Here is a 12,742-nt window from a genome sequence, read left to right as displayed (position 1 = left end):
TTTTAAAAAACTTATATTTAGATTTTAAACTGTCAATTGAAAAATTCAGACAAAAATGATGAATTAAATGTTTTAACAGCAATATTTATGTACTGATGGGACCACCAAAGTACGCCAATAGCGACAATTATACCAAGCTGAGATAATCTAAAAAATTCTTTCATCTTAAATTCTTGCCTCCCTTCAAGAATTGCCATGAAAGGGATTATGGAAGTATCTTTTTTATATTTTTCAAATTCTTCCCCGAATCTATTTGCCAATCTTTTATCACCATGCCAGATTGCAAAAAGATGATGCAAAATTAAGCCAATAGAAGTTACTAATGTGAATGATGTGCCAATCCATAAAGTATGAGCAACACACCAAATTATCTGACCAAATGCTTGAGGATGTCTAGTGATTCTCATTATCCCAGTTCCATAGATTCTTACTTTAGGTTTTAAAACCGAGGGGATTTCTAGCAAATTGTAAGTAGCGGGATATAAAAATAAAAAACTTAATGCAGTTAAAAACCAAACCATTACAAAAACAAGATTATTACCTTGAAAATTCCATAACCTGATTCCGTCATATCTATGAGCTAAAAAATAACTAATCAAGATAATTGCAGATGGCAAACTTAAAAAAACAAAACACAACCGCCATAACCTTGGACCCATAATAGATTCTGCTTTGGTTCTTAAAGCAGCTCCACCACTATGAATTACTGCAAAAATCAAAATCAATAGCAAGATTATTAAAGAAGTTTTATGAGTCTCCATACATTTAAATTATTCAAATAATTTTTGTTCTTAACAAGAATACTTCTTAGCATTAGAATTATAAGCAATTGCAGGCATAATAGATGCCAGAATTACCATTTACACTCGACCAATTAAGAATACTAAAAGCTATAGCAGCTCAAGGCAGTTTTAAAAAAGCTGCAGACCTCCTGTATGTAACTCAACCTGCCGTGAGTTTACAAATACAAAATCTAGAAAAACAACTTGAAATCACAATTTTCGACAGAGGTGGCAGGAAGGCTTTATTGACTGAAGCAGGCAGATTATTACTTGAATATTGCGAACGAATTTTGAATCAGTGCGACGAAGCCTGCAAAGCTATTGAAGATTTAAATAGCTTAAAAGGTGGAACACTTGTGATTGGAGCCAGCCAAACAACGGGAACTTATTTAATGCCCAGAATGATAGGACTATTTAGACAAAAATACCCTGATGTATCTGTTCAACTTCAAGTTCATAGTACTAGAAGAACTGGTTGGAGTGTCGCCAATGGCCAAATTGACTTGGCCATTATTGGCGGACAATTACCAGGAGATTTAGAAAATTTGCTACAAGTAATTCCATATGCCACAGATGAATTGGCATTAGTTTTACCCTCTAAACACCCACTTTCGACAAAAAAAGAGCTCTTAAAAGAAGACTTATACAAATTAAATTTTGTAACATTAGACTCTCAATCAACAACAAGAAAAGTTGTTGACAAACTGCTTCAAGATTCTGGACTTGATATTCAAAGATTAAAAATTGAAATGGAACTTAACTCTCTTGAAGCAATCAAGAATGCAGTTCAGTCAGGATTAGGCGCATCCTTTTTGCCTGTTGTTTCAATTGAAAGAGAACTATCTGCTGGGACAATCCACAAAGCATTCGTTGCCGACCTAGAAGTTAAAAGAGAACTCAAATTAATTACTAATCCGTCACGATATACATCGAGAGCATCAGAAGTATTTAAGAAAAATATTCTGCCACAATTTGCCAGTTTAGAAAGTCCTTTAAGGCATATATAGTTCTGATCAAAACTGAATTGCTTCTTTATTAATACCTACTCCTCCATCTTCGGCTTGTCCATCGCCTTTAATTATAAATTTATTTTCATTTACATCAGTCTGGTAAACGCACTTAACTATTGGCTTATCCCTTATAGATCCAATGTAAGCAAAAGTATTCATCCTTTGCTTACATTCTCTTACATCTTCATTACTAATTGCGCCTTGTTTTTGTAAAACTGTCCAATTCTCCCTTCTAATCACACACCCCGGTTGAAGAGCTGGTTGCGTTACAAAACTCGTAGATGGATTCAGAGTAGTATACATTTCAACATCAATCACAAAAGCACTAGCTCCCCATTGTCTACAAAATTCAGGATCTGGAACAGCCATATCTAATTGTTGTTGACTAGCTATATTTCCCTGTCCGCCGTCTGTTGTACTTGTGATAGCACTCCCAATACCAACTCCTAAAATGAGTACTCCCGCAAGTACAGCAATAGTTCCTGAACTTAAGTTGATCTTTTGTTCAGAAGAGGCAGGCAATCTGCCATTTATTTGTCCGTTAGGATCAATATCTCTTGAACCTCTTGGATTTGAAGGATAATAATTTCTATTTGAGCCTCTCCTTGGCCTTCTATTTGAGGATGATCTATTCACAGCACTTCATTTGTCTTTGGTAAACCCATTGAATAATTCATTACTCTACATTCAGGGTTGTAACTTAGCTGACCATTTTGAAGCAAAAATTTGATTAAACCTTCGATTTCTGATCCTATTTTTCGAAGTTCATAATCATCTAAATCCTTTCCTGCTCTTTCTTTGATTAATTCATTGAATTTTTCATTTATTTTATTTAGAGAATCTTCACTCCAAACAAATTCGTTATCGGGATCTAAATCAAGCGTTAGCTTGTTGGGATGAAACTGTAATTCCTTATCAACTACTTCGGCAGTAAAAAGTCTTACATGTCTAGTAGTCGATTTCAAAAGCATTTTTTCCATAATTTTACAAAATAATCAACGAAAAAAACTATTATGTTCTAACTTTAATGTAGCTTATTAGTAAGTGTTTATTTATTTCTTGATTTAAGAATGCGTGTTGTAATTGCTGGTGCTGGTTTAGCGGGTTTATCTTGTGCTAAATATTTAGTTGATAATGGACACATCCCAATTGTACTCGAAGCCAGAGATGTTCTAGGTGGCAAAGTTGCTGCATGGAAAGATGAAGATGGAGATTGGTATGAAACTGGTTTGCATATATTTTTTGGTGCCTATCCTAATATGTTGCAACTTTTCAAGGAATTAGATATTGAAGATAGACTTCAATGGAAAAGCCATTCAATGATTTTTAACCAGCCATCAGAGCCTGGTACTTACAGTAGATTTGACTTCCCGGACATACCCGCTCCCGTTAATGGAGTTTCAGCGATACTGAGCAATAATGATATGCTTTCATGGAATGAAAAGATTCTATTTGGATTAGGTTTAGTGCCTGCAATGTTAAGAGGCCAAAAATACTTAGATAAATGTGATACGAAATCATGGACAGATTGGCTTAAAGAGCACAATATTCCGGAAAGAGTTAATGATGAAGTTTTCATAGCCATGAGCAAAGCTTTAAATTTCATTGGGCCGGATGAAATATCATCTACAGTTTTATTAACAGCATTAAACAGATTTTTACAAGAAAAAAATGGTTCTAAAATGGCATTTCTTGACGGAGCCCCTCCAGAAAGACTTTGCCAGCCAATGGTTGATTATATTACCGCTCGTGGTGGAGAAGTTCACATGAATAGCCCATTAAGGCAAATTAACCTTAATGAAGACAGCACAGTTAAAAGCTTTACTATTGCCTCTTTAGATAAAAATGAAAAGAAAGATCTAACGGCAGATGCTTATGTAAGCGCAATGCCTGTAGATCTCTTTAAATTAATGATCCCTCAACAATGGAAAGGATTAGATGCTTTTTCAAAATTAGATGGTTTAAATGGTGTACCAGTCATTAATATCCATTTATGGTTTGACAAAAAATTAACAGATATCGACCATCTACTATTTAGCAGATCACCACTTCTTAGCGTTTACGCAGATATGAGTATTACATGTAAAGAATACGAAGATCCAAATAGATCAATGCTTGAATTGGTTTTCGCACCAGCTAAAGATTGGATAAATAGAAGTGATCAAGATATCGTTGATGCAACTATGGAAGAGTTGAAGAAATTATTCCCAACACATTTCATGGGTGACGATAAGACAAAATTAAGAAAATATAAGGTAGTTAAAACTCCAAGATCGGTCTATAAGGCAGTTCCTGGATGTCAAGATTTCAGACCTAGTCAAAAATCCCCCATAAAAAACTTTTTCTTGGCTGGCGATTATACAATGCAAAAATATTTAGCCTCTATGGAAGGAGCTGTTTTAAGTGGTAAATTATGCGCGGAATCAATCAACAAAGAGTATTCCAAAAAACCTCAAAATGTTTCTAAATAACATTTACAAATTTCTTAAATTCAGCTAAAACTTTTTGAAAAATTCAATTTCTCAACTAGATCAAGCATATGAAATATGCAGAAAAGAAACTCAACAATGGGCTAAAACCTTTTACTTGGGAACACTCCTATTACCTCAAGAAAAGAGAAAAGCTATTTGGGCTATCTATGTATGGTGTAGAAGAACTGATGAAATAATGGATAGCGTGGAAGCCTCAACCAAATCGCAAAATGAGCTTTCAGACAATTTAGATGAATGGGAAGAAAATACTAAAAATGTATTTAAAGGGAATATTAAATCTGAATTAGACTCAGTTTTATTAGATACTATTGAGAAATATCCACAAAGTATTCAACCTTATCTAGATATGATAGATGGCCAGAGAATGGATCTCAATAAATTTAGATACAAAGATTTTGATGAATTAAAACTTTATTGTTATAGAGTCGCAGGGACTGTTGGTTTAATGACTCAGAATGTGATGGGGATTGATAGCGCTTATACATCAGCTCCTTGGAGCGCCATGCCTGACCCCTCTGAAGCAGCTATAGCTTTAGGAATTGCAAATCAGTTAACAAATATATTGAGGGATGTGGGAGAAGATAGACACAGAGGAAGAATTTATCTCCCGCAAGCGGACATTGAAAAATTTAATTATTCTGAAGAAGAACTTTTAAAAGGAAAAATAAATAAGCAGTGGAAAGCACTTATGGACTTCCAATTAACAAGAGCTCGCGAATGGTTCCGAAAATCTGAGGATGGTATAAAGTGGTTATCTTCTGATGCAAGATGGCCAGTATGGACTTCTTTACGCCTTTACAGAGGGATTTTAGATTCTATAGAAAGATTAGATTATGATGTTTTTAATAATAGAGCTTTTGTAAAAAATTCAGTAAAAGCTCTTGAGATTCCAATATCTTTTTTAATTTCTCGAATTAAATAATTATGCAGGAGTTTTTTGGTTAGCCAACAAATCTTTTAATTTAGATAGTTCTCCAGCCCATCTTGGATCAGGAGCTTCTAGGTTAGGAGCATCACTATGAACAATTTTCTTAAATTCTTTTCTTTTCTTATTTTTGTTTAATTTTCCATTATTTCTTTTGTTTGAAGCAGAATCTTTCTTTTCTGATAGCTCTACTCTTAATTTAGAACCATTAAATTCAAAACCGTTTAACTTTTGAATTAATAAATTGGCATTATCTTCATTATTAGATGTTGCGAAACCAAACCCTCTGCATTCCTTAGTTTCCTTATCTAGTACTGCTTTAAATCTAATCGAATCAGAAACTGACTTTAAAAGTGTATCAAATTCTTTCGGATTAAATCCTTGTGGTAAGTTGCCAATGTAAATGCGAATGCTCATAAATTTTAAAAATGATTTTGAAGTCTGAACTTCTAAACAAAACTAAGCTATGTGTATTTAATCACATTTTGGCGCATTTTGTTCAATCCATCGCTTTGCTTTATAAATAGCTTCATCAAAATTATTCAATCTCTTATAGGCAAGTTCCTTAGAAAGATACTGTAAAAGCTCTCCTAAGATAGGCCCATCCTTTATTTTCAAATTTTTTTTAATTACGTCACCATTAAGTAAGTTTGAAGGATGAAATAATTTATCATCGTTATCACGCCATCTATGAAGCCAATCTAATCGTAAGTTTTGAGGTAAATAAAAAATAAAAGATGGGAAAAACATCTCTAATTCTTTATGTAATGCAAATCTGTCTGATTCAGTTAATTGAGAGATATTTTTTTCCTCCAACAAAAAGTGCCATTTCCGTAATAACTTAATTTTTGCAATTTCAGCTTTACTAAAATTAAATTGCTCTAGAGATCCTTCATCTAAAATTTGGGCTATCAAAAATAATGGTAAATATCTCTCTTTTTCTTCCTGATTAAATTCTGCATAATTAATTTTCTCTAAGTCCAAAAAAAAAGAATCTTTAGATAGATTATCAGTGCCAAATATATTTAATTTTTTTATCAGCAACACTGCATCAAGAGAATTTGCTCCATGTACAATTTTCTGTATTTCATAATTAATCCTCTCTTTAGCAACAAGATATAATGTCTGTTTATTTTTTTTAATAAAAGTAATTAAATTAGGATCAATTTTAAAATTCAATTCTGAAACAAATCGAAAACCCCTTAATATTCGTAGAGGATCATTTAGTAAATTTCTTTCAGAATGAGTTCTAAGCAAGGAAATCTCTAGATCTTTAAGACCATTCAATGGATCAACCAAACACTTCTTATCAAATAAAAAAGCAATTGAATTAATCGAAAAATCTCTAGAACATAAATCTCCTTCAATCGTAGATGAAACCTGATTAGCAATATCAATATAAATATGATTGAGAATAATTCTCACCACTTCTCTTTGTTCATCTAAAATTATAAATTTTGATCCAATATTTTCTGCAATCTTTCGACCAATTTCAATTGCATTACAAGGTACCACAATATCAATATCTACCTTTTCAGGCTGTCTTCCCAAAATAATATCCCTTATGTAACCACCTACCAAATATGATCCTCTAGGTAAAAAACCTAACATAAAATTCAAATTATGAAATTTTATACTTGTTTCTAATTCATCAATTATTAGTGTATGATCTTTGAGAATGCTACTTTTCATTTTTTTATTTATTATGTGCATTTGCATCAACTGTAAATGGGTTGATAGATGTATCACATATCATGATGTTGAGAATAATCATGGTGTTGATCATATTTGTGATCTACCTGATTTTAAAGCAAAAAAACCATTCATTCATGTCAATATAGTTAAAGATAATAATGGTGATTATAAAACTGATTGGGATGTTCAATCTTGTGAAAGTTTTGAAAATGAATTTGGTAAATGGTCTAAATGCAATCCAGGTAAGGAATTACCTGTTTAAAGGTAATAGATGACAGTTAAACTCAAACAAAGAGAAAATTACCCTACATTAGTGATTCATAGCACAGACAATTCTTTTTGCTTCGGGTATAGAAAAAACAATAACCTTAAATTTGATGAATTTTTTATTAAAAAATTTGATAATGACCTTTGCAACAACTTAATTAATGATCTTAATAAATTCATTTCCAAAGAAAATTTACAAAAAATAAATAAGTTATCTGTCAGCATAGGACCAGCAAATTTTAATGCTTCACGACTGATTGTGGTTTTAGCAAGAACTATCTCACAACAAATAAATTGTCCTCTCGACAGTTTTAGTTCATTTGAAATAATGGCAAAAAGAATTGCATCAGAAAATAATATCTTTATAAACAAAAAATCATTCTGGATTTACAAAAAATTAAAACGAAAGGGTTTTATTGCAGGTAAATATGAAATTTGTCATAACGAAAAAACCCCCTCGGATCTTATTATTCGAGAAACAGTTTTACCCAAAGTTGTGAAAGAACTTGAGAGTAAAGAAATATTGTTTGAGGCTATTTATGATGATAAAGAAGATTTAAAAGAACTATTAAATTTATCAAATAAAAATTTATTAAATTCAAATGTAGATTCTTGGAAAACAGTTTTGCCTCTTTACCCTATTTCTCCAATTAACTGAATATTCAACCAATCAAATTATTAATTTTATCTTTAAGAAGCATTGTCACAGAATGCAGATCATCTCTTGATGAACTTTGTGGAGGTTGAACAGGTTTTCCCACTTTAATTACTATTTTTGAAAATAAAGGAATACAGAATTTAAATCTTATTAGTCTATGTGAATTAACTATTGCAACAGGCAATAATAATTTTTGATTTTTAAAAGCTAGTAATGCTGCACCTTGTTTAGGCTTATTCACTCGACCATTTTTTTGACGAGTACCATCAATAAAAATTCCAATAGAATTATTGTCTGATAATTTTTTACATGCTGTTTTAATTGTATTTTTATCAGCAATTCCTCTTTTAACAGGATACGCTCCACAAGCAGTGATTATAAAGCCAAGAAAAGGAATTTTAAAAAGCTCTGCCTTAGCCATAAAAGATATATTACGTCCAAGGGCATGACCTAACAAAGGAGGGTCAAGTAAAGAACCATGATTAGAAACCATGATAAAGGAATCTGTTTGAGGAATATTTTCTCTACCTATTAAATGACCTTTAAATACAAACTTATAAATAGGAAATACAAAAAGCTTGCTAACTAATTCATAAATTAATTGTTGAATAGTATGATTTTTCATTCAAATTAATAAAATATTTGATCAGAAGATGATACTTGAGAAATTTTTACATCTTTAAGATGTCTTTTCACTAAACCGCTTAGTACATTAGAAGGGCCAATTTCAACAATATGAAGATCACTATCTCTGGCCATTAAATCCATAGTTTCGCGCCACCTCACTCCATTACACATTTGCTTTTCTAATCTAATTTTAAGCTCGTTTGAATCACTACAGAGTGAAGGTTCATAATTACTTATAACTGGGAAAGATGGATTATTAAATTTAATCTTTTTTAAATACTCAGAAAATTTTAATGAAGGTTCATTCATAAATGGTGAATGAAATGCACCTGAAACATTTAATTTCAAGAATCTTTTACAAGAAATTTCTCTTGATAAATTATCTAATGCTTCAGTAGATCCTGATAAGACAACTTGGGAAGAGCTATTATCATTGGCAATTACAATATCATCAATTTTTTGAACTAATAGATCAAGTTGATCTCTATCAAAACCAATTACTGCTGCCATAGATCCTTTCCCGGCATTTACCATTAATTGCGACCTTTCTTTTATAAGAGAAACACAATCTTCGAATGAAAAAACATCCGCACAATATAGTGCAGTAATTTCTCCTAGACTATGACCAGCAACATAATTTGGTTTCAATCCATTTTCCTTTAATGCATCTAATAGGATTGATTCAATTAAAAAAAGACAAATTTGTGTATTTATTGTGTTATTTAAATCAAAAAGAGGATTTTTTAGTTCAGTATCTAACTCACAAATTTCAAATAAATTCCTCTCAAATATCTCAGATGCATAACTAAACCTCTCTTTTGTGTTGGGCAAATTTTCAATTTGTTTTGCCATTCCGATTTTTTGCGAACCCTGTCCAGGGAATACCCATGCAACTGTCATAATGCTCCTTTTTTTTAACCCCATTTAATGAGGGCTGCACCCCAACTTAACCCAGCACCAAAACCACTTGTGGCAATAATATCATTTTGTTTAATTCTATTATTTCTAATAGCCTCATCCATCACTAGTGGAATTGTTGCTGCTGAAGTATTACCATATTTTTCTAAATTGCTAAGAATTTTTTCTCCAGGAATTTTTAACCTGTCTCCTACAGAATCCAATATTCTTTGATTAGCTTGATGCAATACAAGCCAATCAACTTCATCGGAAGAATAATTCATTTTTTTAAACAAATTTTCAAGAATTATCGGGACTTCTCTAACTGCAAATTTATACACTTCCTGACCATTCATTTTGATTGAAGAAAAAGCTCCACTTAAAAAATCAATGTTATCAATTATTGAATCCTTATTATTTTTTGATGGAAGATTAAGAAAAGAACCCCTTTCTCCGTCAGTTCTCATATCAAAACCGATTAAATTATCAAATTCAGTAGTGGCTTCAATTGCTATTGCACCTGCACCATCTCCAAAGAGAATACAACTTCTTCTATCATTCCAATCAACAAAGCTTGATAGTTGATCTGCTCCTATAACAAGAGCCCTTTTAAAAGTACCCACTTTTAAAAATTGTGAGGCTGTAATTAAGGCAAATAAAAAGCCACTACATGCCGCAGTTAAATCGAAAGCAACAGCATTAGCTGCCCCTAATCTAGCTTGAATGGATGGCGCTGATCCAAATAAATCATGCGGAGTAGAAGTAGCTAAAACAATTAAATCAATCGTTTTAATATCCCAATTAGCCATTTCTACAGCGTTTAAAGCCGCCTTATAACCCATCTCAGTAACATTATCTTCTAAGCTAGAAATTCTTCTCTCAGAAATGCCTGTTCTAGATTTTATCCATTCGTTGCTTGTATCAACCTTTTGGCTAATTTTTTGATTGGTTAAAATTTGATCAGGTACATAACTTCCGCTTCCTTTGAATGATACTCCAATCTGATTTAAATTTAGTCCTTCCAAAAGAGTTTTTTAGTTACTTATATTAGTCAAACATAAATTTGACTCAATATGTTTTATGAATTTAAAACTTGAAGCTTTTGAAGTTGATTTAAATTGTCCATAACACCATGGTTAACTGCAGAGTGAGCCAAGCGAAGAGCACTAACTACTGATAAAGATTTGCTACTTCCATGACCAATAACGCAAATTCCATTTACCCCAAGTAATAAAGCTCCTCCATGTTCGGCATGATCTAACCTTTTCTTAATTCTGATTAAATTACTTTTTAAAAAAGCAGAACCAACTTTCCCCCGCCTTCCACGTGGCAGCTCAGATCTCAAAATATCTAATAAAACTCCTCCAACAGATTCAAGAAATTTCAATAATATATTTCCGGTAAATCCATCACAGACTACTACGTCGAAACTACCTGATAATACATCTCGGCCTTCACAATTACCTCCAAAATCAAAACTTTTTTCATTAGAAAGTAGTTCAAATGTTTTAAGAGATAAATCATTACCTTTACATTCTTCTTCTCCAATATTTAAAAGGCCAATTCTCGGTTTCTTTACCTGTAAGACATCTTTTGCATAAATATTACCTAAAAGAGCAAACTGATGGAGATAAGATGGTTTACAATCAGTATTTGCGCCAACATCTAAAACTAAAACAGGACGAGTTTGATCCCTTGTCGGGAATAATGCTCCTATAGCAGGTCTATCAATTCCTTTCAATCTACCAATTCTAAATATGGCAGAAGCCATCATTGCTCCCGAGTTCCCAGCTGAGTAAACAGCCTGTGCTTCATTATTTCTAACCAAATCCATTGCAACATTTATACTTGCGTTTTTCCTTTTTCTGACTGCAGTAGCTTCCTCATTCATTCCTATAGGATCTCCACTATCAATTAATTCAAGACGATTATTTTCTATTTCTTTTTCAAGTAATTCTTCTAAACCGATTTTTTCTGCTGCTTTTTTAACGTTTTCAATTTTGCCAACAAACTTAATATTTATTGGAAATCTATTTATCGCTTCAAGACAACCCTCTAGTATTGGCCCAGGAGCATAATCTCCGCCCATACCATCAACTGCAATCCAAATTCTATTCGAGTGCGAATGCTCTTCTTTTTCTAAAAAATTATCATTGTTTTGTAATCTTTTTAATGGGTCAAAAACTAATGGCTGTAAAGTATTTTTAGCTATTGAACTAGCATTTGAAACTACACTACTTGCAGTATTTACAACAGATTCAGCACTTGAAACTACATTGCCTGCAACATTACCTGCAACATTGCTAGCTGTGCTTACTACAGACCCAGCACCAGAAACTACATTACCTGCAACATTACCTGCAACATTGCTAGCTGTACTTACTACAGACCCAGCACCAGAAACTACATTACCCGCTACATTACTAGCCGTTACTGCAGAACTAGCAGCAGTATCTACTATTGAAGTTACTGCCGAGTTTCTTTTATACCAAATAACTAATCTTCTGATAGCTCTAGGCTTGTTAATTTTATGTACAGTTTCTTTCCCCATTTATTTACCGTCATAAGGAGCAATATCAACAATCCTTTGAAAAAGATATCCTGTACCCCTTGCTGTTAGTATCAATTCTGGATTTGCTGGATCTGCCTCAAGTTTCGATCTTAATCTTGATATGTGAACATCCACTACTCTTGTATCTACATGTCTCTCAGGAGTGTATCCCCAAACCTCTTTTAAAATTTCTCCTCTACTAAATGGCTCGCCTGACCTACTTACCAAAAGCTCTAAAAGACTAAATTCCATACCAGTCAATCTAATTCTTTCATCGCTTTTAAAAACTTGTCTTCGATTTGTATCAATTTTGATGTCAGTAACCAAAATTAATCCTGAATTAGGCATTCCAGGAAGTTGTTCTTTATCAATTCTTCGTAGAACACACCTTATTCTAGCTTCTAATTCCTTAGGACTAAATGGTTTGACAACATAATCATCGGCTCCTAATTCTAAACCCGTAATCCTATCCGCAACATCTCCTAATGCAGTTAACATAACAATTGGGACATCAGAATCTTTTCTTAATTCTTGACAAACTCCATAGCCATCTAACTTTGGCATCATGACGTCAAGTACAACTAAATCTGGCTCATAATCTTTAAATAACTTTAGTGCTTCTTTGCCATCACTTGCAGTTACAACTTTGTAGCCAATCATGGAGAGGCGTGTCTCCAGAATTCTTCTAATACTTGCCTCGTCATCTGCGACAAGTATTGTTTCTTTAGTTTGACTAGATAGAGCCATTTGTTTCTATTAGCTAATCAGTAAGAGAATTAATTATTAACCTAATCTAACTTGTAGAGGGGCAATATCCCAAACATTCTAGTTCTATTAT

General features: G+C 32.7%; 15 protein-coding genes. 5 read left to right on the top strand and 10 right to left on the bottom strand.

Going from position 1 to position 12,742, the window contains the following annotated elements:
- Positions 1-32: 32 nt before the first annotated feature.
- On the bottom strand, positions 33-761 hold the full coding sequence (locus tag HA140_RS00830; protein WP_209039340.1) for an NnrU family protein: 729 nt from the start codon (positions 759-761) through the stop codon (positions 33-35).
- Between the two features lie 83 nt (positions 762-844).
- On the opposite strand from HA140_RS00830, the gene HA140_RS00825 reads away from it, so the two are divergent.
- Complete coding sequence (locus HA140_RS00825) at positions 845-1,789, top strand: LysR family transcriptional regulator (RefSeq protein WP_025922065.1); 945 nt, start codon at positions 845-847, stop codon at positions 1,787-1,789.
- 6 nt (positions 1,790-1,795) lie between these two features.
- Here the strand turns inward: HA140_RS00825 and HA140_RS00820 are convergent, their stop codons facing one another.
- Entirely contained in the window at positions 1,796-2,428 is a 633-nt protein-coding gene (locus tag HA140_RS00820) for a DUF3172 domain-containing protein (RefSeq protein ID WP_209039339.1), read from the bottom strand.
- Entirely contained in the window at positions 2,425-2,772 is a 348-nt protein-coding gene (gene ndhM / locus HA140_RS00815) for an NAD(P)H-quinone oxidoreductase subunit M (protein WP_209039338.1), read from the bottom strand. The genes HA140_RS00820 and ndhM overlap by 4 nt, the downstream gene beginning before the upstream one ends.
- 90 nt (positions 2,773-2,862) lie before the next feature.
- On the opposite strand from ndhM, the gene pds reads away from it, so the two are divergent.
- Together pds and HA140_RS00805 are read left to right on the top strand one after the other, a co-directional pair.
- Positions 2,863-4,263: a 15-cis-phytoene desaturase gene (pds, locus tag HA140_RS00810; RefSeq protein WP_209039337.1), complete on the top strand. Its 1,401-nt coding sequence runs from the start codon at positions 2,863-2,865 to the stop codon at positions 4,261-4,263.
- A gap of 34 nt (positions 4,264-4,297) precedes the next feature.
- Complete coding sequence (locus HA140_RS00805) at positions 4,298-5,206, top strand: phytoene synthase (protein WP_209039336.1); 909 nt, start codon at positions 4,298-4,300, stop codon at positions 5,204-5,206.
- Here the strand turns inward: HA140_RS00805 and HA140_RS00800 are convergent, their stop codons facing one another.
- Complete coding sequence (locus HA140_RS00800; RefSeq protein ID WP_209039335.1) at positions 5,207-5,626, bottom strand: RNA recognition motif domain-containing protein; 420 nt, start codon at positions 5,624-5,626, stop codon at positions 5,207-5,209.
- Between the two features lie 57 nt (positions 5,627-5,683).
- The gene (locus tag HA140_RS00795; protein ID WP_209039334.1) at positions 5,684-6,901 is read right to left on the bottom strand and encodes a CCA tRNA nucleotidyltransferase; all 1,218 of its coding nucleotides are present in this window, start codon (positions 6,899-6,901) and stop codon (positions 5,684-5,686) included.
- Positions 6,902-6,914: 13 nt separating this feature from the next.
- On the opposite strand from HA140_RS00795, the gene HA140_RS00790 reads away from it, so the two are divergent.
- Positions 6,915-7,166, top strand: coding sequence for a Ycf34 family protein (locus tag HA140_RS00790; protein ID WP_209039333.1), 252 nt, complete (start codon positions 6,915-6,917; stop codon positions 7,164-7,166).
- A 9-nt stretch (positions 7,167-7,175) separates the two neighbouring features.
- On the top strand, positions 7,176-7,829 hold the full coding sequence (locus tag HA140_RS00785) for a molecular chaperone (RefSeq protein WP_209039332.1): 654 nt from the start codon (positions 7,176-7,178) through the stop codon (positions 7,827-7,829).
- A 4-nt stretch (positions 7,830-7,833) separates the two neighbouring features.
- Here the strand turns inward: HA140_RS00785 and HA140_RS00780 are convergent, their stop codons facing one another.
- Genes HA140_RS00780 through rpaB form a run of 5 tightly spaced genes read right to left on the bottom strand, consistent with a single transcriptional unit; the run spans position 7,834 to position 12,651 of the window.
- Complete coding sequence (locus HA140_RS00780) at positions 7,834-8,454, bottom strand: lysophospholipid acyltransferase family protein (protein ID WP_209039331.1); 621 nt, start codon at positions 8,452-8,454, stop codon at positions 7,834-7,836.
- Positions 8,455-8,459: 5 nt separating this feature from the next.
- Positions 8,460-9,356, bottom strand: a complete 897-nt coding sequence (fabD, locus tag HA140_RS00775; protein WP_209040208.1) for an ACP S-malonyltransferase — start codon at positions 9,354-9,356, stop codon at positions 8,460-8,462.
- Between the two features lie 14 nt (positions 9,357-9,370).
- A complete protein-coding gene (locus tag HA140_RS00770; protein ID WP_209039330.1) occupies positions 9,371-10,378 on the bottom strand; it encodes a beta-ketoacyl-ACP synthase III in 1,008 nt (335 codons plus the stop codon).
- 53 nt (positions 10,379-10,431) lie between these two features.
- Complete coding sequence (gene plsX / locus HA140_RS00765; RefSeq protein WP_209039329.1) at positions 10,432-11,904, bottom strand: phosphate acyltransferase PlsX; 1,473 nt, start codon at positions 11,902-11,904, stop codon at positions 10,432-10,434.
- The gene (rpaB, locus tag HA140_RS00760) at positions 11,905-12,651 is read right to left on the bottom strand and encodes a response regulator transcription factor RpaB (protein WP_209039328.1); all 747 of its coding nucleotides are present in this window, start codon (positions 12,649-12,651) and stop codon (positions 11,905-11,907) included.
- Between the last annotated feature and the right edge of the window lie 91 nt (positions 12,652-12,742).

The organism is Prochlorococcus marinus CUG1417 (assembly GCF_017695975.1).
GTDB lineage: Bacteria > Cyanobacteriota > Cyanobacteriia > PCC-6307 > Cyanobiaceae > Prochlorococcus_A > Prochlorococcus_A marinus_AG.
This window is presented reverse-complemented; position numbering and strand designations above follow the sequence as displayed.